Genomic DNA, 23044 nt, shown 5'->3' with positions numbered 1-23044 from the left:
TGGCCTGCAGTATAACCACGCGAACCGCTCACTAAGCGGACCGGGGTCAATTCGATTGTTGCGCTTTCCACCAGCCACAAAATTCGTCGAGAGCCGCCCATAGGCTGACACGTGGTTCATAGTCGAGATAATGCCTGGCGCGGCTGATGTCCAAGGTGAAATCTTTGCTCATCACTTGCATGCCCAAACGCGATAATGTCGGTTCGGGCCGTCCCGGCCACAGCAGGCAGGCACCCTCGTTCAAGGCGGCGGCGCTGTAAGCCAGGCCATAAGAGCGATAACGCGTGACTTGCGGCATGTCCATTTGGCGCATCACGTAATTCACCGCATCCCACACAGGTACCGGCGCACCATTACTGATGTTGTAGGCCTTGCCCAGCGCCGAACCCGCCGCCAATAAGCTGCTCAGGATGGCCTCATTAAGGTTCTGGATGCTGGTGAAATCGACCTTGTTCAAGCCGTTGCCAATGATCGACAAACGATTTTTACGCTGCATATTCAGCAGTCTCGGGAAGATGCTGTTATCACCCGCCCCCGTCACGAATCGCGGACGCAACGCGATGACTTCAAGACCAAACTCTTCAGCGCCAAACACCTTCTGTTCAGCCAAGTACTTGGTGGCGGCATAGTGATTATTGAAGTGCTTAGGCACCTGCTCTTCTTTGATGTCCAGGTGTGAGCGGCCATCGAAATAAATCGATGGCGAGGAAATATGCACCAAGCGTCGGACCTGCTGTTTCAGGCAGCCTTCGACCACGTTTTCCGTCACCTCAACGTTGCCCTGCTGAAAGACCTGACGCCGGCCCCACACCCCGACTGCTCCCGCACAATGCACCACCGCCTCGACGTCATGGCACAACCGCTGTACCAATTCGGGATCGGACAAATCACCCTGTATGAATTCCGCGCCCCGACGCACCAGATGCTCAACGCCCTCGGCGCGACGGCCGTTGACCCGCACACTCAAACCCTGCTCTAACGCGAAACGCGCAAAGCGTCCGCCAATAAAGCCGCTTGCGCCGGTGACCAGAATCTTCATTTACCGCTCCATTAACTGTGTGTGTGACAGGTGTTGCTGGTTACAAACAAATGACGCTCATGACGGGGCGAGCGGCACCAGCCATTCCCCAGCCCGTCGTGTGAGAAGCTCGGTCAACTGGGTGAGTAACTGACCACCGTTGCGCCAGTGATGCCAGTACAGCGGCACATCAATCGGCTGACCCGGCAGTAACTCGACCAGCACACCGCGTTGCGTCTGATCGCGCACTTGCACTTCAGGCACCAACCCCCAACCGAGCCCGGCCTCAATCATGCGCAAGAAGCCCTCGGACGATGGGCACAAATGATGCTCGAAGCCTCCTTCAACGCCCAGTGACGCTAAGTATCGGTGCTGCAGGAAATCGTCAGGACCGAACACCAATGCTGGCGAGCGTGCCAGGCGTTCAGCCGTCACACCGTGGGGAAAGTGCCGGGTGATGAAAGCGGGACTGGCCAGCGCACGATAGCGCATGGCGCCGAGCAATACGCTGCGAGCACCCGCGACCGGCCGTTCACTGCCACACAAACACGCCGCAACTTCCCCGGCACGCATGCGTTTGAGCCCGACATCCTGGTCTTCGACCACCAAGTCCAGCAATAGGTGCTGCTCAGCGCAAAAGTCCCCCACGACCGCCGCCCACCAAGTCGCGAGGCTGTCGGCATTGAGCGCAATCCGCAGACGCTCGGGCATGCCTTCATCGTCCAACGCCGGAACTTGGCTTTGCAGATCGCGTTCGAGGAGCCGGACCTGTTGCACATGGTTCAACAGCCGTCGGCCAATTTCTGTCGGGGTCGGCGGCGTGGCGCGAATCAGCACCGGCTGCCCGACCCGCGCCTCAAGCAACTTGATGCGCTGCGACACGGCCGATTGCGACAGACCGAGGACTTGCGCCGCCCGCTCAAACCCCGCCTGTTCAATCACCGCTGCCAATGCTGAGAGCAATTTGTAGTCGAACATCAGTTTCTCTAATGAGCGATCAGTAATATTGGTTTTTCTTATACAGGCTAGCACTCCACACTTGCCACATAAACCGCTATAGCCCGCTGAGAAGGAGCCGCAAATGACTGGCGAAACGTCGCTCAACACGCTGTTAAGAAGCATGAGCCCCGAACTGAATCCCGGCGAGTACGTGTTCTGCACGCTCACCGACGCGAGCCTATTGAGGGGTGTTGAAGCCCTCGGCAGCTTCCGCGAGCGAGAAGGGTTAACGGTGATCGTCGAGCGTCAACAAGCCCAAGCGCTGGGGCTTGAGTTCGAATATGTCGCGGCCTGGATCACGCTTACGGTGCATTCGGCGCTGCAAGCCGTCGGCCTGACCGCCGCCTTTGCCAGCGCGCTCGGACAAGCCGGCATCAGTTGCAACGTGATCGCCGGTTACTACCACGACCATCTGTTCGTCGGTATCGACGATGCGCAAAAGGCCCTGTCGGTGCTGCGCCAACTGGCGGCAGATGCCTAAACCCGCAAGAGCAGGAGCAAATTACATGTGGCAGAGCTACCTCAACGGTCTGTTGGTCGCGGGCGGATTAATCATGGCCATCGGTACCCAGAACGCCTTTGTTCTGGCGCAAAGCCTACGCCGTGAACATCACTTGCCAGTGGCGGCGTTGTGCGTTGTGTGCGATGCATTGTTGGTCGCTGCTGGAGTGTTCGGACTGGCGAATCTATTAGCGCAAAACCCGACACTGTTGGCCGTTGCCCGCTGGGGTGGAGCTGGCTTTTTGCTGTGGTACGGCAGCCAAGCGTTGCGTCGCGCCTGTTCTTCGCAAAGCCTGCAACAGAACGAAGGAACTGGTCTGCGTTCACGGCGTGCGGTGCTGCTTAGTGCGTTGGCGGTAACGCTGCTTAACCCGCACGTGTATTTGGACACCGTACTGCTGATCGGATCCCTAGGCGCACAACAGACCGTGCCCGGCGCGTATGTCGTCGGTGCCGCCAGTGCTTCATTGTTGTGGTTCAGCCTGTTGGCCGTAGGCGCAGCGTGGCTAGCGCCATGGTTGGCAAGACCCGCGACCTGGCGACTGCTGGATCTACTGGTGACAGTGATGATGTTCAGCGTCGCGGTGCAATTGGTCGTGGCGCGGTGAAGAGGTGTCTTTATCGTCGCAAAGCACCCTCATCAACACTTGCGATCTATAGGCGGGCGACTATTTGAGCCCACTTGTTGGCGAAGGCCCTTCGGACCTATCGCAGCCTTCGGCAGTTCCTACAAAACGTGCGCATCTCCAGAATCCGTGGGACCGAATTTATTCGGGAAGGCTTCAGTCCTGACACGCTGCAACTTCAAACCCCATAAGGGGCCACCCAGTTTGCTGCGCGCCAGCGCGGCGCCGAAAACGCCGGCATCTTCCACAGGCAACAAAATATTCATCGAATGAACGCTCCAAAAGAAAGCCGTTATCGACCGCGTGCCCCTGATCAATATTTCTCATCAATTCCCCAATGAGGCTCTGGAACCTATATCCCACACAGTTGTTGCGTGGTTATGGCTCAACCCCGGTGCTATCATCCAGCCCTGCGTCGCAAAGAGTACAAACTCCCCGGCGTATGTTTTTGTCTGGCCGCCCGTGATCGGCCTTGCGCTCACCGCAACTGACCTGATTAGGAGATTAACCATGGCTTTTGAATTGCCAGCGCTGCCCTACGCACACGATGCTCTGCAGCCGCACATTTCGCGTGAAACCCTGGAATTCCACCACGACAAGCACCACAACACCTATGTCGTGAACCTGAACAACCTGGTGCCAGGCACCGAGTTCGAAGGCAAAACCCTGGAAGAAATCGTCAAGAGTTCTTCGGGTGGCATTTTCAACAACGCCGCTCAGGTCTGGAACCATACCTTCTACTGGAACTGCCTGGCGCCAAACGCTGGCGGCGAACCTACCGGTGCTTTGGCGGATGCCATCACCGCTAAGTTCGGTTCCTTTGACAAGTTCAAAGAAGAGTTCAGCAAAACCTCCATCGGCACCTTCGGTTCCGGCTGGGGCTGGCTGGTGAAAAAAGCTGACGGCTCCCTGGCCCTGGCCAGCACCATCGGCGCCGGCAACCCGCTGACCAGTGGCGACACCCCGCTACTGACCTGCGACGTTTGGGAACACGCTTACTACATCGACTACCGCAACGTGCGCCCGAAATACGTGGAAGCGTTCTGGAATCTGGTCAACTGGAAGTTCGTTTCTGAGCAGTTCGAAGGTCACGCCTTCACTGCTTAAGCTACGCGTCCATTAAGAAACCCGGCTAACCCCGGGTTTTTTTTCGCCTGAACTTATCTCTTTCCTTTATTGTCTGGCTGCAAAAGCGCACTAATACCAAAGTTTGAACGATTTCGTGCAACCGCTCTAAAGTTCCCTAGACACCTGACCGACATAGTAGATACAGCCTGATCCCGGTTTTCTGAACGGCGTCATAGCGGCATTCGCCTACTGAGCCATTTGGCTGCGAAGCCCGCTTTGACGAGCAGGTCCTGTTTGCCAACGCCTAGATGGTCGCGCTCCCAGCACGGATTAAGGAATAACCATTTGAAGCTGGAACTTAAAAACAGCCTGTCGGTGAAATTGCTTCGGGTGGTACTGCTTTCGGCGCTGATCGTAGGGGTGGTATTGAGCTGTGCGCAAATCGTCTTCGACGCCTATAAGACACGGCAAGCCGTCGCTCACGATGCTGAGCGCATTCTCGATATGTTCCGCGACCCCTCGACCCAGGCGGTCTATAGCCTGGACCGCGAGATGGGCATGCAGGTCATCGAAGGCCTATTTCAGGACGATGCCGTGCGCATGGCGTCCATCGGCCATCCCAACGAAACCATGCTCGCGGAAAAATCCAGAGATTTGCGCAAAACCCCGACCCGTTGGCTCACCGATCCAATTCTCGGCCAAGAGCGCAGCTTCAACACCCAGTTGGTGGGTCACGGTCCCTACAGCGAGTATTACGGCGACCTACGTATCACCCTCGACACCGCGACCTATGGCGAGAGCTTCATTGTCAGCTCGGTGATCATCTTTATTTCCGGCGTATTGCGCGCCCTGGCCATGGGCTTAGTGCTGTACTTGGTCTATCACTGGCTGCTCACCAAACCGCTGTCGAAAATCATCGAACACCTGACTAACATCAATCCAGATCGACCCAGCGAGCACCAATTGCCGCTGCTCAAAGGCCATGAAAAAAACGAACTGGGCGTTTGGGTCAATACTGCGAACCAGCTCTTGGCATCCATTGAGCGCAACACCCATCTACGTCACGAGGCTGAAAACAGCCTGTTGCGTATGGCGCAGTACGACTTCCTTACTGGACTGCCCAACCGCCAGCAATTCCAACAACAACTGGACAAGATTCTTATTGATGCCGGCCGCTTGCAACGACGCGTCGCCGTATTGTGTGTCGGCCTGGACGACTTCAAAGGCATCAACGAACAATTCAGCTACCAAACCGGTGACCAATTATTGCTGGCCCTGGCCGACCGTTTACGCGGCCACAGCGGACGCCTGGGGGCCTTGGCGCGTCTCGGCGGCGACCAGTTCGCGCTGGTGCAGGCCGATATTGAGCAGCCCTATGAGGCGGCTGAGTTGGCGCAGAACATTCTCGACGACCTCGAAGCACCCTTTGCCCTGGACCTGCAGGAAATTCGCCTGCGTGCCACGATCGGCATCACACTGTTCCCGGAAGACGGCGACAGCACCGAGAAGCTGTTGCAGAAAGCCGAGCAGACCATGACCTTGGCCAAGTCTCGTTCGCGCAACCGCTATCAGTTCTACATCGCCAGCGTCGACAGCGAAATGCGTCGCCGCCGTGAACTAGAAAAAGACCTGCGCGATGCCTTGTCACGCGACCAGTTGTACTTGGTGTATCAACCCCAGATCAGCTATCGCGACAACCGCGTGGTGGGCGTTGAAGCGCTGTTGCGCTGGCAACACCCGGAACACGGTCTGGTGCCGCCGGACCTGTTCATCCCGCTGGCTGAGCAAAACGGTACGATTATCGCGATTGGTGAATGGGTACTTGATCAAGCTTGCCGGCAATTGCGTGAATGGCATGACCAAGGTTTCAGCGACCTGCGCATGGCCGTCAACCTGTCCACCGTGCAATTGCACCACGCCGAGCTGCCACGGGTGGTCAATAACCTGCTGCAAATCTACCGTTTGCCGCCACGCAGCCTGGAATTGGAAGTCACCGAGACCGGCCTGATGGAAGACATCAGCACCGCCGCTCAACACCTGCTGAGCTTGCGTCGCTCCGGCGCACTGATCGCCATCGATGACTTTGGTACCGGTTATTCCTCCCTGAGTTACCTCAAGAGCTTGCCGCTGGACAAGATCAAAATCGACAAGAGCTTCGTGCAAGACCTGATCGATGATGACGACGATGCGACCATCGTTCGGGCCATCATTCAACTGGGCAAAAGCCTCGGCATGCAGGTGATCGCTGAAGGTGTGGAGACCCCAGAACAAGAGGCTTACATCATTTCCGAGGGCTGCCACGAAGGTCAGGGCTATCTCTACAGCAAACCGCTGCCCGCCCGGGAATTACTGGCGTATCTCAAGCAAGCGCAACGCATTCACGAAGCATTGATATAACGCAAAACGCCCCCGCTAACCGCCAGCGATCCCAGCTGGCGGTTACATCGTGAAATGACATGTAACCAATTTTTGCCCCTCTTCCCCTTACGCTAACTGCATATCTTTCGCATCATGACGCAGCTTTTATAAGTGCTAACGCGTTCTATTCTCTTCCGACGCAGGATTTCGTCATGATTCGTATGCCCCTGGCAACAGCTAGTCTGCTGGCCATCGCTGTCTCTCTCGCTGGCTGTGGCGAAGGCAAGGTTGCTTCTGCAAAAGCATCTTCTCCGGTTAACGCCCCTGCAAGCTCAGCCGCTGCGGGCCCACTCGACAACGCGGCTGCCAAGGCGGTCGTCGCTAACTACACGAACATGATCTTTGCGGTATTTAGCGATGCCGAATCCACCGCCAAAACCCTGCGTACTTCAGTCGATCACTTCCTGGCCAAGCCCAACGACAAAACCCTCAAAGCTGCCCGCGATGCATGGGTCGCAGCCCGCGTGCCCTATATGCAGACTGAGGTGTTTCGCTTTGGCAATACCGTCATCGACGACTGGGAAGGCCAAGTTAATGCCTGGCCGCTGGATGAGGGGCTGATTGATTACGTGGCCAGCGATTACCAATCAGCTTTGGGCAATCCGGGCGCGACCGCCAACATCATCGCCAACCCACAGATTCAGCTCGGCGAAGACACCATCGACGTCAAAGAAATAAGCCCTCAAACACTCGCCAGCCTGAATGAGCTAGGCGGCTCGGAGGCCAACGTTGCCACGGGTTATCACGCTATCGAGTTCCTGCTCTGGGGCCAAGACCTGAACGGCACCGACGCCGGCGCTGGCGAACGCCCGCCTACCGATTACATCGAGGGTCCCGGCGCTACCGGAGGCAATAACGACCGTCGCCGTGAATACCTCAAAGCGGTGACTGATCTGCTGGTTACCGACCTGGAGGACATGGTCCACAACTGGAAGCCCGGCGTCGCCGATAACTACCGTGCCAAGCTGGAAGCTGAACCGGGCGAAAACGGCCTGCGCAAAATGCTGTTCGGCATGGGCAGCCTGTCCCTTGGGGAACTGGCCGGTGAACGGATGAAAGTTGCACTGGAGGCCCACTCAAGCGAAGACGAGCACGACTGTTTTAGTGACAACACTCATCACTCCCACTACTACAACGGTTTGGGCATTCGTAACGTTTACTTGGGTGAGTACACCCGGGTGGACGGCCAAAAAATCAGCGGACCAAGCTTGTCGTCATTGGTCGCCAAGATCGACGTCGCCACTGACGCAAAGCTCAAGTCTGACCTGAATGGCACCCAGGCGAAGCTGCAAGTGATCGTTGATCGGGCCAATCGCGGCGAGCACTTCGACCAACTGATCGCGCCGGGCAACACAGAAGGCAATCAGGTGGTACGCGACGCTATTGCTTCGCTGGTCACCCAGACCGGCGCGATTGAACACGTGGCTAGCCGCTTGGGCATCACTGACCTGAACCCGGATAACGCTGAGCATTCGTTTTAATAGATCTGTGGCAGCGCGCTTGCCCGCGATCGGCTGCCCAGCAGTCGTAAAACCAGCGACTCGAGTCTTTGAGCTAGAACCGAGTCAGCCTTTTGGGACCGCTTCGCGATCCATCGAGGGCAAGCGCGCTCCTACAATTTAAAGACCAATAATTCAAAGGGCTATGCGGTGCTTATGAGCACCCTACCTCTCACAGGACATGTATGTTTTCGTTACGCCCCCTTCTGCCCTCCACTCTCGCCATTCTGTTGAGTGCCTGCGACGACGCTCCGCGTTTCACCCACGCGGAACCGGGCGAAGCGTTGTCGGGCGGAAGCGCTACGGTAAAAAAAACCGACCGAAATGCCTTCTCCATGCCGTCCGCCAATCTGTCTCCGCTACGGCGCCTGGACTTCAGTGTCGGCAACAGCTTCTTTCGTAGTCCTTGGGTGATTGCACCGTCGACCACTTCGGCGCGTGATGGCCTAGGCCCGCTTTTTAATACCAACGCCTGTCAGAATTGCCACATTAAAGACGGTCGCGGCCACCCGCCCGCGCCGGGTGCGGTCAATGCCGTGTCGATGCTGGTGCGTTTATCGATCCCTCATGACCCCGCGTTTGCGAGTGCCATCGAACGAACCGGCGTGCTGCCCGAGCCGGTGTACGGTGGGCAACTGCAAGACATGGCCATCCCCGGCGTCATACCTGAAGGCAAGGTTCGGGTTACTTACGAAGAGTTGCCCGTCATGTTCACCGACGGAACACAGGTCAAGTTGCGCAAGCCGACGCTACACATCACTGACCTTGGCTACGGGCCGATGCACCCGCAGACACAATTCTCCGCACGCATTGCGCCGCCAATGATTGGGCTGGGTCTGCTGGAAGCCATTCCCGAGGAAGCGATTTTGGCCCAGGCCGATCCCCATGACACTGCCGGAAACGGCATCGCGGGACGTGCCAATTGGGTGTGGGACGACGCGCAACAAAACCTTGTCCTCGGACGTTTCGGCTGGAAAGCCGGCCAACCCAACCTTGATCAGCAAAACGCCCATGCCTTCTCTGGCGACATGGGCCTGACCACCGGGCTTAAAGCCGCCGACGACTGCACCGTCACGCAAACCGACTGCCGCAACGCAGCCCATGGCGGCGAACCCGAGGTCAGCGACAACATCCAGCGCCTGGTGTTGTTTTACAGCCGCAACCTCGGGGTTCCTGCGCGAAGAGACGTGGATAACCCATCGGTACTGGCCGGGAAAAACCTGTTCTATCAGGCCGGCTGTCAGCAGTGCCATTCACCTCAATTCACCACCCGTGCCGACGCTGCGGAACCGGAGTTGGCCAACCAAGTGATTCGCCCCTACAGCGATTTACTGCTGCATGACATGGGCGAAGGGTTGGCGGATCACCGCAGTGAATTTCGGGCCTCGGGACGAGATTGGCGTACGCCGCCGCTATGGGGTATCGGCCTGACCCAAACCGTCAGCGGCCATACCCAGTTTCTACACGACGGTCGCGCTCGCAACTTGCTTGAAGCGGTGCTCTGGCATGGCGGCGAAGCACAGGCCGCACAACAGCATGTACTCGGGTTTGACAGCACGCAGCGCGATGCGTTGTTGGCCTTTTTGAACTCACTTTGATGCGTTGAATGAGGTCGTCTGAGCGGGCTTGCTCGCGATGGCCCGGTATCGAAGACGTGGCGGCCGCTCCTACAGCCATAAAATTTTTTTAATAGGAGACGGACATGTTCCGCCCCACATTGTTGCTCACTGCCCTTGCCACCCTCACGGCGTTCACTTCAGCGGGTTGCTCGCCGCAAAATCCACAGGCGGTGACCTCCGCCGCTATCGCTAAACACGTGATCCTCCCAACCTACAGCCGCTGGGTCGACGCCGACCGACAGTTAGCAATCAGCGCCTTGGCATTCTGCCAGGGCAACGCTGAACTTGAGACTGCGCGTGCCGACTTCCTCCAGGCTCAAAATGCCTGGGCTGAATTACAACCCTTGTTGATTGGACCGTTGGCTGAAGGCAACCGGGCTTGGCAAGTGCAGTTCTGGCCGGACAAGAAAAATTTGGTCGGACGTCAGGTTGAACAGTTATTGACCGCCCAACCGCAGATCAACGCCGCGGCACTAGAGAATGCCAGCGTTGTGGTGCAAGGCCTCTCTGCCTACGAATACATTCTCTATGACGCCACGGTCGACATGACCCATGCCGAACAAAAAGCTCGGTATTGCCCGTTACTGATCGCCATCGGAGAGCGACAAAAAAGCCTCGCCGAAGACATCCTCAGTCGTTGGAACAGCGCAGACGGCATGCTCGCGCAGCTGAGCACGTTTCCCAATCAACGCTACGCCGACGCTCACGAAGCCATTGCCGAGTTGCTCAGCGTGCAGGTCACGGCACTGGACAGTTTGAAGAAGAAACTCGGCACGCCGTTGGGTCGCCAGAGCAAAGGCATACCCCAGCCGTTCCAAGCCGACTCTTGGCGCAGCCAGTCCTCTTTGAAAAGCCTGGAAGTCAGTCTGCTCAGCGCTGAATCGGTTTGGAAGGGCGTGGATAATCACGGTTTGCGTGGCTTGCTGTCCGCTGGACAAAAACCCATCGTAGATCGGATAGACGTCGCGTATGCCATCAGCCGCAAGCAGCTTTCCGCCTTGCAACCCCCGCTGACAGCGTTGCTCGCCACCGACGCCGGGCGTCAGCAACTCAATGCGTTCTACGACAGCTTGAATACACTGCATCGCCTGCATGAAGGTGACTTGGCCAAAGCGCTGGGCATTCAACTTGGCTTCAACGCCAACGACGGTGACTGACATGTTGAGGCGTCAGGCATTGGCCATGGGCAGTTTGCTGCTGGGCGTTTGCACGCTCGGCGGCTGGAGCGTCTTTCGGAATAAAGCGTCCGCCCCACTGCTGCTATCGGCAAGAGACAACAGCAACGGCCAGCACTTTGCCGTGGGTTTTCACCTGAACGGCACACAGGTATTTGCCACCCAGGTTGGCCAACGGTGTCACGACATCATCCAGCATCCCCATTTGCCGCTGGCGCTATTTGTCGCGCGCAGGCCCGGTACGGAAAGCTACCTCCTGGACGTGCGTGACGGGCGCCTGCTGCAAACGATTAACTCATTACCGAACCGGCACTTTTACGGCCACGCCGCGATTCATAAAGACGGCGACTGGCTGTACGCCACGGAAAATGACACCACCGATCCGGGACGCGGCGTGCTGGGCGTCTACCGTTTCGTCAATGAGCGACTTGTACACAGCGGTGAGCTGTCGACCCACGGGATTGGCCCGCACCAAGTGTCGTGGATGCCAGACGGTGAAACCTTGGTCGTTGCCAATGGCGGGATTCGAACTGAGGCAGAAAGCCGGATCGAGATGAACCTGAATGCCATGCAACCCAGCCTGGTGCTCATGCAGCGAGACGGCGCGCTGTTGAGCAAAGAGACGCTGCGCCAACCGATGAACAGCATCCGACATTTGGCCATCGCCAGCGACGGCACGGTGGTCTCTGGTCAACAGTTCATGGGCGACGCACAGGATTGTGCTGCGCTGCTGGCCATCAAACGCCCCGGCAATCCCTTCGTCGCATTCCCGGTCGCCGATCACCAGCGCCGGGCAATGAATCACTACACCGCCAGCGTTGCCATTCACAGCGAACTGCGTTTGGTTGCTCTCAGCGCACCACGCGGTAATCGATTTTTTATCTGGGATTTGGACAGCAGTGAAATACGTCTCGACGCGCCCTTGGCTGATTGTGCTGGCGTCGGGGCGGTAGCGGATGGTTTTGTGGTTACATCGGGGCAAGGACGTTGCCGGTTTTACGACTGCCGCCAGACACCCATTTTAACGACACCGCTCGAACTGCCAGCAGGGCTTTGGGATAACCATGTGCAGGTGGTGTGATGTAGACAATCTGTAGGAGCTGCCGCAGGCTGCGAGAAGCGAAGGACCTTCGCCAACACGTTAGCCCCTACAGTTGTGTTTGCAACGCGACGGGGTGGAGATCACCTGCGCCTTACTGAGTCATGCCATACATGAACAGCAACAGATCATGGTTCGGTTTGGTTAACTGTTCGACCTTGGCCACATGCGGTACCGGGCAATGTCCCATGCCAGCCTGGACGGTCAATATTCTCGGACCAGGCTGCTCCCACACTGTCAGGGCAAGGGATGTAATCCCCAGTGCGCCAACCAAGAACAAACCTCGGGTGATTTCGAGTTTCATTACCTTAAGCCTTTGATAGCGCTGCCAAACGCATTCTCGTAAAAATAGACCAATTTCAGCCAATCTGTGTCGTTGAACGACGAATGGCGGCGCAACTGCTGTAGGTCATGCTGGGCTGCACTGCGACCCGTCCAGCGGCGTCGGCATTTCTCAAGATCGAGCAGTGCGATCTCCACCTCGGCATCATTTCCCTCGCCGGTGACCCGTACGAAAACATGTTTCATATACAAACAACTGTGCTGCCATCGCCCCAAATGCATGCGTGACAGAGTGACGGCTAAGGCCTCAAGCACACGATCATGCAGCGCTTCGCCATAGCGCTCGCGGCCACCTGCGGCATACCAGTTGTCCAGCTCATCAAAACCGTCCAGGGCTGCCGTGACCAGCAGCGCTCGCCATTGCTTGCCCGCATCGTGTTCTGCACCGCAGAACACCAACTTGGGCACATTGACGCCGAGTTGCCGCAAGCTTTCCAACGCATCGCGCTCGCGCAGCACCGTTGGCCTGCCAAACGGATGCAGCCACGAGCGGTAGGTGTGACCTGTTTGGCGTTTGACGTAAAGCAAGCGACCACTGGCCGACATCACCCGCTGTACGCCACTTTCTCCGCCACGACGATGATTGGGTTCTTCAACCCATTCGCCTGGCTGGTTCCAGAAGTAAGCGAAACGTTCTGGAGGTGCAACATTCGGTGTAGCTACAACATCAACAGCCATCCCTTTACCTCACGCGTAATAAATAACCCGCCCGCTGGTTTAGGGACATCCGGGAAATCTAGGGTGCTTGTGGATCTCTGCAAGGGCCGTAACGCAACGCACGCAACCGGCGGTGACCAAAGTGAGATCCGCTCATTGCGATTATGTGACAACGCCGAGAGCAAAAGGTTCGAACCAAGCCAGATGGGCATTGGAAGACGTGGAAACTTATCCGAAGAGCGACAAGGCGCTGATGGGCCTTTTTGTTAGCTGGATGTTCGTCAAATCCACGTGAAAACGGCAGCCATTGGGATCCATGGTACTGAGACTGACACTCCAGCCTTCGTTCTCGCAGATCCTCTGAACCAGTGACAGCCCAAGACCCAGCCCTTCGCCTCGCTGCTCATTACCGCGCACGAACGGCTGAAACATCGCCTCGCGTTTCTCTTCAGGAATACCGACGCCGCTGTCTTCGACCACAAAGCCATTGGCTTCAAGGGTCAGACGAATAAAGCCTTGGTCGGTGTAATGCAGTGCGTTGCGTAGCAAGTTACCCATCACAGCCAATAAAAAGGTCGTGTTGTAGGTGGCGGGTGATGGATTCCCCGGATGGAACTCCAAGATCAGGCCTTTACGTTCGATAGGCTCCCGCCACAGCGCAATCAACTGTTCAGCCACCGCGTTCAGGGAGATTTTAGATGCCCCAGCTTCGTCGCGTTGCGTGCGCGCCAGCATGAGGAAGGTTTGCACCAAATCGCGCATTTCTTCACAGGCACGTGCAATGCGCTGAACCTGAGTGCGGGCGCGGTGATCGAGCTCAGGGTTCTCTAACAGCAACTCACAGGAACTGGCGAGCACCATCAGCGGTGTACGCAGCTCATGACTGACGTCGCTGGTGAACAGCCGCTCGCGGGTCAACGCCTGACGCAGGCGTCCCAGGGTGGCATCGAAGGCAGTTGCCAGCTCACCCACTTCATCGGCGGCGTAGTCCGGCGCCAAGGGTGGCGCCAACCCCAGCAATTGATCGCGGTGACGCACTTGCCGGGCCAAGCGTACGACCGGCGCCATCACCCGACGGGCCAATACCCAGCCGAGGAACACAGCCAAGGCCAAGGCAAGGACGAACCCGACCAGCACCACAGCGAACAACACCCGTTCACGCTCTTCAAAATCGCTTTGATCCTGCAACAGCACATAACGCCGACCGTCGACGATTTCGACCATGGCGTGATAAGACAGGTCTTCACGGAAGACCTCGTGGAAGCCCGGACCCAGATGCCGCAAATCCCTGGGCAGCGCGAAGTCACCGCGGCCATTGCTGTAGTAAAACAATTGATCCGGTTCGGGGCGATGGCTCCAGTCACCGACGCTGTCCATCAGCAGCAAGCGGTTGAGATCCCCACCCAGACCCGAGGAAATCAATTTCTCTTCGACCAGGTGAACTGTTGCAACGATGCCCAGTGCGAAGGACCCCGCCACCAATGCGCTCATCAACGCAAAGGCGATGATGATCCGCTGGGCAAGGCTTTGCTTAAACTCCATCACGACCCTCGGCCAAGCGGTAACCCACGCCGTGTACCGTTTGCAGCAAGGGTTTGGCGAAAGGCTTGTCGATCACCTGACGCAACTGGTGCACGTGGCTACGGAGGCTGTCGCTGTCCGGGCAATCATCACCCCACAAGGCCTCTTCGAGAATTTCTCGACGCAACACATGTGGGCTTTTCTGCATCAACACCGCCAGCAGCTTGAGGCCCACCGGGTTGAGTTTGAGCAGACGCCCATCGCGGCTGACTTCCAGGGTATCGAGGTCATACACAAGATCAGCCACCGTTAACGTACGCCGGCCGCCGCCTTGGGCGCGACGCAATACCGCTTCGATGCGTGCGGCCAGCTCAGATAAGGCGAAGGGTTTAAGCAGGTAATCGTCGGCGCCAGAGCGGAAGCCCTGCAGCCGATCATCCAATTGGTCGCGGGCCGTCAGCATGATCACTGGCGTGTCGCGGCGTGCATCTTCGCGCAGGCGCTTGCACAGGGTGTAGCCATCGATGCCAGGCAGCATGATGTCGAGCACGATCAGGTCGTAATGTTCGGTGGCTGCCAAATGCAGACCGGAAAGACCATCTTGCGCGCAATCGACGGTGTATCCCTTCAAACCCAAATAGTCAGCCAGGTTTGCCAGGATGTCGCGATTGTCTTCAACCAGCAGGATTCGCATGAGGGTCTCCGTATGCAGTTATGGCCTTTGAAGCTGGCGCAGCTTAAGGCGTCGTGAGGCGTTCGACCAGTCTTAACGGTCGAGTGGGGCCAGGGCCCGCCCCAAACATAAAAAAACCCCGCACGAGGCGAGGTTTTCTTGGGGTAAAGCGAAGGGGTAAAGCTGGCTTACATCATGCCGCCCATACCACCCATGCCGCCCATGTCTGGCATACCGCCGCCAGATGACTTGTCATCAACCACTTCAGCGATCATCGCTTCGGTAGTGATCATCAAGCTGGCAATCGACGACGCCGCTTGCAGCGCAGAGCGAGTCACTTTAGCCGGGTCAAGGATGCCCATTTCAATCATGTCGCCGTATTCGCCAGTAGCAGCGTTGTAACCGAAGTTACCCGAACCCTGCTTGACCTTGTCGACAACAACGCTTGGCTCGTCACCGGAGTTGGCAACGATCTGGCGCAGTGGAGCTTCTACAGCGCGACGCAGCAGAGCGATACCGACGTCTTGATCAGCGTTGTCGCCTTTCAAGTCAGCAATGGCTTGCAGGGAGCGAACCAGTGCTACGCCGCCGCCAGGTACAACGCCTTCTTCAACGGCTGCACGAGTAGCGTGCAGGGCGTCTTCAACGCGTGCTTTTTTCTCTTTCATTTCAACTTCGGAACCGGCGCCGACTTTGATGACTGCAACGCCGCCAGACAACTTGGCCAGACGTTCTTGCAGTTTTTCTTTGTCGTAGTCAGACGTGGTGTCTGCTACTTGCGTGCGGATCTGAGCGATACGCGAGTCGATGTCGGAACGAACGCCAGCACCGTCGATGATGGTGGTGTTTTCTTTGTTCAGCACAACGCGCTTGGCATTACCCAGGTGTTCCAGGGTAGCGGTTTCCAGGCTCAGGCCGATTTCTTCAGAGATAACAGTACCGCCAGTCAGAACAGCGATGTCCTGCAGCATGGCTTTGCGACGGTCGCCGAAACCTGGAGCTTTAACAGCTGCAACTTTCACGATACCGCGCATGTTGTTCACAACCAGAGTCGCCAAGGCTTCGCCTTCAACGTCTTCAGCAACGATCAACAGCGGACGGCCAGCTTTGGCCACTGCTTCCAGAACTGGCAGCATTTCGCGGATGTTCGAGATTTTTTTGTCGACCAGCAGAATCAGCGGGCTGTCCAACTCGGCAACCATGGTGTCTGGTTTGTTGATGAAGTACGGGGACAGGTAACCACGGTCGAACTGCATGCCTTCAACAACAGACAATTCGTTTTCCAGGCCAGTGCCTTCTTCAACGGTGATAACGCCGTCTTTAGTCACTTTTTCCATAGCTTCGGCAATGATGTCGCCGATGGAGCTATCGGAGTTAGCGGAGATGGTACCCACCTGAGCGATTGCCTTGGTGTCGGTGCACGGCTTGGACAGCTTGCGCAACTCAGCAACGATGGCGATGGTCGCCTTGTCGATGCCGCGCTTGAGGTCCATTGGGTTCATGCCGGCAGCTACAGCTTTCAGGCCTTCGTTAACAATCGACTGAGCCAGAACGGTAGCAGTAGTGGTGCCGTCGCCTGCGTCATCGTTTGCACGGGAAGCAACGTCTTTGACCAGCTGCGCGCCCATGTTTTCGAAACGGTCTTTCAGTTCGATCTCTTTAGCAACCGACACACCGTCTTTGGTGATCAGTGGAGCGCCAAAGCTTTTTTCGATGATGACGTTACGGCCTTTAGGCCCGAGGGTCGCTTTAACTGCGTCAGCCAGGACGTTTACACCGGTGAGCATTTTTTTACGAGCTGAGTCGCCGAACTTAACTTCTTTTGCAGCCATGATCGTGATTCCTTAAATACTTTGTAGTAATGGGAAATTCGCGGGAAATACTCAGGCTTCGACGACTGCGAGAATTTCGTTCTCGCTCATCACCAGCAGGTCTTCGCCGTCTATTTTCACAGTGTTGCTGCCGGAATACGGGCCGAACACCACTTTGTCACCCACTTTCACAGCCAGCGCACGTACTTCGCCGTTGTCCAGCACGCGGCCGGTACCTACAGCAAGGATTTCGCCACGGTTAGGCTTTTCAGCAGCCGAACCTGGCAAAACAATACCGCCAGCGGTTTTCGATTCTTCTTCGCTGCGACGGATTACGACGCGGTCATGCAGAGGACGAAGCTTCATTGTCGATCTCTCCTAATTATGGTTTTGAACGTCCCGGTGAAAACACCGGTGAGTTAGAACATCCGGCGTGGCCGGTTGCGGTTCGACAAGCGAAACGCAGAATACGGTCTGGCAAATCCACCAGAAACCTTGCGGTGACCCATACATAAGGGCGAGCAAGGTGATTACAAGGCTTGAGACGACATTTTTTTGCGATTCGTCAGAACGATTATAACGAACACAACGGCCCTGACAGCCTTAAAAGCCGCCGCTTGAGCCGTTACGCCTATTACTTGTCGCGATGCTCGAACTCACCTTCGATGACGTTCGGCTGGCGATTGCCCGGCGGAGTCATGCCTGGACGGCCTGAGCCATCGCCAGCATAGGGGTCATCGGCGAACGCACGTTGGCGCGTAGCCTGAGCCTCTGCACGGGTGCGCAGCTTATTGACCAGCAGCCGACGCGTGATCGGCAACAGGCATATGACGCCTAATACGTCGCTGATAAAGCCCGGCAGCAACAACAAGCCACCGCCGACGGCAATCATCAACCCTTCAAGCATTTCCTGAGCCGGCAGTTCGCCTCGCGAAAGGCTTTCACGGGCGCGCAGAGCCGTCGCGAAACCCGCCACGCGAATCAAGAACACGCCCAGCATCGAACTGGCAACCACCAGCAAAATGGTAGGCAAAAACCCTATGGCCATGCCGACTTTGATCAGAACGAACAGTTCCAACATCGGAAACAGCACAAACAACAACAGAAAAACACGCATCAAATGAGTTCCTCAACGGAAGATGACTTCCAATAAAACCTATGTGACGTCGCAAAACCGTTAATTCAAGCTTCCAGCTCTTCGTCGACCGGCCATTTTTCGGCATGAGCCAGTTGAACCAAGGCTTCGCGCACTTGTGTCGGCGTATTACAGGGCTGTGCAAACGGCAGCCAGTGAATGCCCTGTCCTATAAGCAGGTGCATGCCTTCGCTATCAACGCCCACCATTACAGCGGGTGGCGTCTGCGGCAGACCGGCCAGGTCCACATAGTGGGCGATGGCTTTGGCGTGGTCTTCATTCATGTGCTCGACCATGCTGGTCTCGGCCGCATCCGCAAAGGGGTTCGCCAATGCCACGTCGTCGAGCCAATGGATTGCGCCGAAACCGCCAATGAAACGATACCGCACCGGCACCAATACCCAAAAATCGAAATCATGGGCGCTATGGTAGCTCTGCGCTTCCGGGAAGAAACGATAATAACGCCGGGCCGCCGCTTCAATAGCTACAGCGTCCTTTATCTTCTCGGCTTCGGCCATTACCGTCACCCGCCCCACTGACTGCACATCTTCTGCGCCGCGCTCACCTACCAGCAGCGAACATTTGGGGTCTTGCTGCAGGTTATGCGTGTGTTGAGCAATACGGCTGATCAGAATCAACGGCCGACCCTGATCGTCCATGCAATATGGCACGACGGAGCCAAACGGAAAGCCAGGCATCGACTTGGAATGCGTGGACAGCGCGCCGCGGTATTCCTTGAGTAACAGTTCTCGGGCATGCTTACCGGCTTTCGCGCTCATATTTGTCTCCTAATGAAGAGTCCGTCGAACACTGACGGCCACTCAGAATTTTTCGCAGCACCACCGATTGTTTATTGGGCCACGCACATGCAATTGAAAGACAAGATAATAATTATCACTGGCGGTTGCCAGGGCTTGGGTCGCTCGATGGCCGAATATCTGGCGGGCAAAGGCATGAAACTCGCCTTGGTCGACCTGAACCAGGAAAAGCTCGAACAAGCGGTTGCTGCGTGCAAAACCTTGGGCGTAGAAGCACGGTCTTATCTGTGTAACGTCGCCAACGAAGAACAAGTGACCCACATGGTCGCTCAGGTCGCTAATGACTTTGGTGCAATCCACGGCCTTATCAATAATGCCGGGATTCTACGTGATGGGCTGTTGATCAAGGTCAAGGATGGCGAAATGACCAAAATGTCGCTAGCCCAATGGCAAGCGGTGATTGACGTCAACCTGACCGGCGTCTTCCTGTGTACCCGCGAAGTGGCGGCGAAAATGATCGAGCTGAAAAACTCCGGCGCGATCATCAACATTTCTTCAATTTCCCGCGCAGGCAATGTCGGGCAAACCAACTACTCGGCGGCCAAGGCCGGCGTTGCAGCAGCAACTGTGACGTGGGCCAAAGAGCTGGCGCGCTATGGTATTCGTGTAGCGGCTATTGCACCGGGCTTCATCGAAACCGAAATGACCCTCGGCATGAAACCAGAAGCGCTGGAAAAAATGACCTCGGGCATTCCGCTCAAGCGCATGGGCAAACCAGAAGAAATCGCTCACTCGGCGGCTTATATCTTGGAGAACGACTACTTCAGCGGCCGGATTCTGGAATTGGATGGCGGGTTACGGGTTTAACACCGCGACTATTGGCTAACTGACCCAGCCCCTTCTCGACTAAATTCGCTCCTACAGACGCTGTAACCCCTGTGGGAGCGAGTTCATTCGCGAAAAAGAGACGCCAACTTCTTAAAGACTGGGCCCGTTACCAAGTCACGCCAAACCCTGCGGTGTAACGGGTTTTGTTCAGGTCGCCCTCTGATGCGCCACTGATCACGTTTTTCTCTGCTTTCAGATTAAGCGAAGCCCACTCGGTTACTTTGTAGCGCAAGCCCACCTCGGAATCCAAGCTGTAGTCCGCCACACCACTTAGTGGTTTACCCAGCTCACCGTTGGTGAAGAATTCGACCTTCTTGCCAATCAGGAAACGGTTGTAATCCCACTTGATTGCGGCCGAATAAAAGTTGTCTTTTTGGCCGCTGGCGTATTCATAGTCAGTCCGGTTAATCAATGATCCGAGCGAGAACGCGCCCAACTCATCGTCCCAGAATTGATAGCCTGGGCCCGTACCCACCACACGCTGACGAGCGAGGTCTTCAACGAAGTCGCGTTTGTACGTCAAGCGACCTTCCCAGAACCATTTATCGGTCAGGAAGCGGTCGATGGAATACTCGGCACTCCAATTGTTGGTGCTCACCAAATTATCTTGGGTTTCGCGGTTGTATTCGCCCTTGGCGTTATGCCGCCAGAAGCCATGACGCGCAGACGTTTTGAAAGCGATGTTGTAATCGTCGGTATCGTTTTCCGCTCGTTGAAAATCCAACGCGGCGTCAATGTTGCCCTTCCAGACCAGGTCCGTGATCACTGGTTTGGGTTTCATGATTTGTTGGATGCTGGAAAGTTCTACCGTCTTGGGTGCTTCGCCGTTAGCCAAGATCACCTTACCCTCTTCGGCAGGTTGCAACGACTTGGCAATCTCGCCCGTGTACTGGTCCTGTTTAACCAGCAACTTCTGATCGCTTTGCAGGGTTTTGACCTGCTTCCAATCCAGCGGAATCGCGCCGCCGTAGTCGGTCTGCAGCAACAGCTTGCCGCCGTCGAAAACAGAAATCTTGCCGGTCAGCTTATCGCCGTTCTTCATCCAGACGGTGTCGGCGAGAAGCGGCATGGAAACACTGGTAATACAGAGGCACAACAGGGTTCTAGACAACATAAGCGTCGGCAAGGCTCGAGTTCTTGCATAAATCGGGCATCATCCCCCAAGGACGACAATCTGTGTTCAATGACCCGGAACATCTGCCGGAGTTCCTCACGATCCGACCAACGTTATGTAACAGGACGAACGCGTGACTGACCCAATCGCATCGCAAGGCACTCCACACCCGACGCCCGCCGAGATTCGGCGTACCGCGCTTTATTTGACCTTGCATCAGGTTCCGGAAGGCAAGGTGGTGAGCTACGGACAACTGGCGGCGATGGCTGGACTGGGACGAGCTGCGCGCTGGGTCGGGCGCACGTTAAGCCAATTACCCGACGGCACCACCCTGCCTTGGCACCGAGTGGTGGCCGCTGGCGGGATAATCCGTCTACCCGCAGGCACGGTTTCGGGCGACGAACAGCGTGCCCGTTTGCGGGCGGAAGGCGTCACTGTCTCGAATAATCGGATAGATATGCAACGCCATGGCTGGCGTCCGATAGAGCACAGCGGTTAGAGTGCGCCCTTTGTTTTCGTAACCTGAGGCCAGACTTCAGCTCATGCCCCGTAAAACCTGGCGCGCAGCGCTCGCCGCTTATGCCACACCCTCAGCGTTTGTGATGTTATTGCTAGGATTCGCCGCAGGCTTGCCTTACATGCTGGTGTTTTCAACGTTGTCGGTTTGGCTCCGAGAAGCCGGTGTTGCTCGAGAAACCATCGGTTATGCCAGCCTGATTGGCTTGGCGTATGCATTTAAGTGGGTCTGGTCACCGCTTTTGGATCAATGGCGCCTGCCATTTCTGGGCCGTCTCGGTCGACGACGCTCATGGCTGGTACTTTCGCAGTCGCTGGTGGTGATTGGCTTGATCGGGATGGGCTTTTGCGACCCGCAGAAACACCTCTCTTGGTTGATTGCCATCGCGGTGCTGGTGGCTTTTTCGTCGGCGACCCAAGATATAGCCATCGATGCCTACCGCTTGGAAATTGCAGAAGAAAGCAGCCAGGCCGCCCTCGCCGCCAGCTACATGTCGGGCTACCGCATCGCGGCGCTGCTGGCCACTGCCGGCGCGCTGTACATCGCTGAAGGCTTTGGCTCGACCGGCTTCAGCTATAGACACTCGGCGTGGGCCGGCACCTATATTCTGTTCGGCCTGCTAATGCTGCCGGCGCTGGTCACGACGCTGATCATGCGTGAATCCCCGGTACCGTTGCGCACTCAGTTATCCGCTGCTCGATACGGTTTCAACCACCAACTGGCGTCGGTTTTCGTCCTGATTATTTTGCTGGTCTCTGTGCCAGCGATGTTTACTCAGCTCTACTACACCGACTTCGCCAGTGTGCTGTTTAACGGCGAAAGCTGGACCGACCTGCTCATGGAAGACCGCGCCTTTCTGCGCGCAATCCTCTATGTGGTACTCACTACACTGTGCCTGTCATCGGCGGGCCGACGTGGGCTTGCGCCGGTGCTGACCCCGGTTAACGACTTCATTCGTCGCTATCGCTGGCAAGCCTTTCTGCTACTGGGGTTAATCGCAACCTACCGAATGTCGGACACGGTAATGGGCGTGATGGCCAATGTGTTTTATATCGATCAGGGGTTCACCAAGGACCAGATCGCCAGTGTCAGCAAGCTTTTCGGCTTAGTCATGACCCTGCTTGGCGCTGGCTTCGGCGGGCTGTTGATCGTGCGCTTCGGTATCTTGCCGATACTGTTTGTTGGCGGTTTTGCTTCTGCGGCCACTAACCTGCTGTTCCTGATGCTCGCCGACATGGGCGCGAACCTGCAGATGTTGATCGTGACAATTTCCTTGGACAACTTCAGCGCAGGGCTCGCGACGTCTGCTTTTGTAGCCTACCTGTCGAGCCTGACCAACCTCAAATTCTCGGCGACGCAGTACGCGCTGCTCAGCTCGATCATGCTCTTGCTGCCGCGCTTGATCGGTGGCTATTCAGGGGTGATGGTAGAAAAGTTCGGCTATCACAACTTCTTCATGATCACCGCTCTGATGGGCATTCCTACGCTGATCATGATCGCTATCCACTGGTCCCAGGAAGCGCGCCGCACCCGCGTAGCCGAGGCGACCAAAGCCGCTCAAGCAACGCCCGCTACCGACACGCCAGCCAGCGACTAGTCCAGAATC

At 56.7% G+C, this 23044-nt stretch carries 23 protein-coding genes; 11 read left to right on the top strand and 12 right to left on the bottom strand.

Translation table 11 applies throughout. The annotated features are described in order from the left end of the window. Nucleotides 1-46: 46 nt before the first annotated feature. Nucleotides 47-1039 carry an NAD(P)-dependent oxidoreductase gene (locus RHM65_RS10830; RefSeq protein WP_322184961.1) on the bottom strand — a complete coding sequence of 331 codons (993 nt, stop codon included), beginning with the start codon at nt 1037-1039 and terminating at the stop codon, nt 47-49. A gap of 57 nt (nt 1040-1096) precedes the next feature. Then, nucleotides 1097-1996, bottom strand: coding sequence for a LysR family transcriptional regulator ArgP (locus RHM65_RS10825; protein ID WP_322184959.1), 900 nt, complete (start codon nt 1994-1996; stop codon nt 1097-1099). A 103-nt stretch (nt 1997-2099) separates the two neighbouring features. Between RHM65_RS10825 and RHM65_RS10820 the strand changes: the two genes are divergently transcribed. Continuing rightward, complete coding sequence (locus tag RHM65_RS10820; RefSeq protein WP_322165990.1) at nt 2100-2498, top strand: ACT domain-containing protein; 399 nt, start codon at nt 2100-2102, stop codon at nt 2496-2498. Between the two features lie 25 nt (nt 2499-2523). Next, entirely contained in the window at nt 2524-3126 is a 603-nt protein-coding gene (locus tag RHM65_RS10815; RefSeq protein WP_322165991.1) for a LysE/ArgO family amino acid transporter, read from the top strand. Nucleotides 3127-3245: 119 nt separating this feature from the next. Here RHM65_RS10815 and RHM65_RS10810 read toward each other — a convergent pair whose 3' ends face one another. Next, complete coding sequence (locus RHM65_RS10810; RefSeq protein WP_322165992.1) at nt 3246-3410, bottom strand: hypothetical protein; 165 nt, start codon at nt 3408-3410, stop codon at nt 3246-3248. Nucleotides 3411-3654: 244 nt separating this feature from the next. Between RHM65_RS10810 and RHM65_RS10805 the strand changes: the two genes are divergently transcribed. From RHM65_RS10805 to RHM65_RS10780, 6 genes are all read left to right on the top strand, one after another. After that, nucleotides 3655-4251, top strand: coding sequence for a superoxide dismutase (locus tag RHM65_RS10805; RefSeq protein ID WP_322184957.1), 597 nt, complete (start codon nt 3655-3657; stop codon nt 4249-4251). Between the two features lie 306 nt (nt 4252-4557). Then, nucleotides 4558-6609: a putative bifunctional diguanylate cyclase/phosphodiesterase gene (locus RHM65_RS10800; RefSeq protein WP_322165994.1), complete on the top strand. Its 2052-nt coding sequence runs from the start codon at nt 4558-4560 to the stop codon at nt 6607-6609. Between the two features lie 173 nt (nt 6610-6782). Continuing rightward, nucleotides 6783-8111: an imelysin family protein gene (locus tag RHM65_RS10795; protein WP_322184955.1), complete on the top strand. Its 1329-nt coding sequence runs from the start codon at nt 6783-6785 to the stop codon at nt 8109-8111. 203 nt (nt 8112-8314) lie between these two features. Further along, on the top strand, nt 8315-9727 hold the full coding sequence (locus tag RHM65_RS10790) for a di-heme oxidoredictase family protein (RefSeq protein ID WP_322184953.1): 1413 nt from the start codon (nt 8315-8317) through the stop codon (nt 9725-9727). A 104-nt stretch (nt 9728-9831) separates the two neighbouring features. After that, nucleotides 9832-10905, top strand: coding sequence for an imelysin family protein (locus RHM65_RS10785; RefSeq protein ID WP_322184951.1), 1074 nt, complete (start codon nt 9832-9834; stop codon nt 10903-10905). Between the two features lies 1 nt (nt 10906). Then, entirely contained in the window at nt 10907-12004 is a 1098-nt protein-coding gene (locus RHM65_RS10780; RefSeq protein ID WP_322184949.1) for a DUF1513 domain-containing protein, read from the top strand. A 112-nt stretch (nt 12005-12116) separates the two neighbouring features. Here RHM65_RS10780 and RHM65_RS10775 read toward each other — a convergent pair whose 3' ends face one another. The 8 genes from RHM65_RS10775 to RHM65_RS10740 form a co-directional block, all read right to left on the bottom strand. Continuing rightward, nucleotides 12117-12326, bottom strand: coding sequence for a hypothetical protein (locus RHM65_RS10775; protein ID WP_322165998.1), 210 nt, complete (start codon nt 12324-12326; stop codon nt 12117-12119). Further along, entirely contained in the window at nt 12326-13042 is a 717-nt protein-coding gene (locus RHM65_RS10770) for a lipopolysaccharide kinase InaA family protein (protein ID WP_322165999.1), read from the bottom strand. Before RHM65_RS10770 ends, RHM65_RS10775 begins: the two co-directional genes overlap by 1 nt. Nucleotides 13043-13249: 207 nt before the next feature. Next, nucleotides 13250-14563, bottom strand: a complete 1314-nt coding sequence (locus tag RHM65_RS10765; RefSeq protein WP_322184946.1) for a HAMP domain-containing sensor histidine kinase — start codon at nt 14561-14563, stop codon at nt 13250-13252. After that, nucleotides 14553-15236: a two-component system response regulator ColR gene (gene colR / locus RHM65_RS10760; protein WP_299832022.1), complete on the bottom strand. Its 684-nt coding sequence runs from the start codon at nt 15234-15236 to the stop codon at nt 14553-14555. Before colR ends, RHM65_RS10765 begins: the two co-directional genes overlap by 11 nt. 167 nt (nt 15237-15403) lie before the next feature. Further along, the gene (gene groL / locus RHM65_RS10755; RefSeq protein ID WP_322166001.1) at nt 15404-17047 is read right to left on the bottom strand and encodes a chaperonin GroEL; all 1644 of its coding nucleotides are present in this window, start codon (nt 17045-17047) and stop codon (nt 15404-15406) included. Nucleotides 17048-17098: 51 nt separating this feature from the next. Beyond that, the gene (locus RHM65_RS10750) at nt 17099-17392 is read right to left on the bottom strand and encodes a co-chaperone GroES (RefSeq protein ID WP_322166002.1); all 294 of its coding nucleotides are present in this window, start codon (nt 17390-17392) and stop codon (nt 17099-17101) included. A gap of 268 nt (nt 17393-17660) precedes the next feature. After that, the gene (locus RHM65_RS10745; RefSeq protein ID WP_322166003.1) at nt 17661-18143 is read right to left on the bottom strand and encodes an FxsA family protein; all 483 of its coding nucleotides are present in this window, start codon (nt 18141-18143) and stop codon (nt 17661-17663) included. A gap of 65 nt (nt 18144-18208) precedes the next feature. Then, complete coding sequence (locus RHM65_RS10740; RefSeq protein WP_322166004.1) at nt 18209-18940, bottom strand: HugZ family protein; 732 nt, start codon at nt 18938-18940, stop codon at nt 18209-18211. An 87-nt stretch (nt 18941-19027) separates the two neighbouring features. On the opposite strand from RHM65_RS10740, the gene RHM65_RS10735 reads away from it, so the two are divergent. Beyond that, nucleotides 19028-19786, top strand: a complete 759-nt coding sequence (locus tag RHM65_RS10735) for an SDR family oxidoreductase (protein ID WP_322166005.1) — start codon at nt 19028-19030, stop codon at nt 19784-19786. A 127-nt stretch (nt 19787-19913) separates the two neighbouring features. Here RHM65_RS10735 and RHM65_RS10730 read toward each other — a convergent pair whose 3' ends face one another. Then, on the bottom strand, nt 19914-20921 hold the full coding sequence (locus RHM65_RS10730) for a DUF481 domain-containing protein (protein ID WP_322171108.1): 1008 nt from the start codon (nt 20919-20921) through the stop codon (nt 19914-19916). 133 nt (nt 20922-21054) lie between these two features. On the opposite strand from RHM65_RS10730, the gene RHM65_RS10725 reads away from it, so the two are divergent. Next, nucleotides 21055-21420 carry an MGMT family protein gene (locus RHM65_RS10725; protein WP_322184944.1) on the top strand — a complete coding sequence of 122 codons (366 nt, stop codon included), beginning with the start codon at nt 21055-21057 and terminating at the stop codon, nt 21418-21420. A gap of 43 nt (nt 21421-21463) precedes the next feature. Then, the gene (locus tag RHM65_RS10720) at nt 21464-23035 is read left to right on the top strand and encodes an AmpG family muropeptide MFS transporter (protein ID WP_322184942.1); all 1572 of its coding nucleotides are present in this window, start codon (nt 21464-21466) and stop codon (nt 23033-23035) included. The last annotated feature ends 9 nt before the right edge of the window (nt 23036-23044 follow it).

The sequence above is a fragment of the Pseudomonas sp. CCI4.2 genome (assembly GCF_034350045.1).
Classification (GTDB): Bacteria; Pseudomonadota; Gammaproteobacteria; order Pseudomonadales; family Pseudomonadaceae; genus Aquipseudomonas.
Note: the sequence above shows the minus strand (reverse complement) of the source record. Positions and strands in the feature narration are given on the sequence as shown.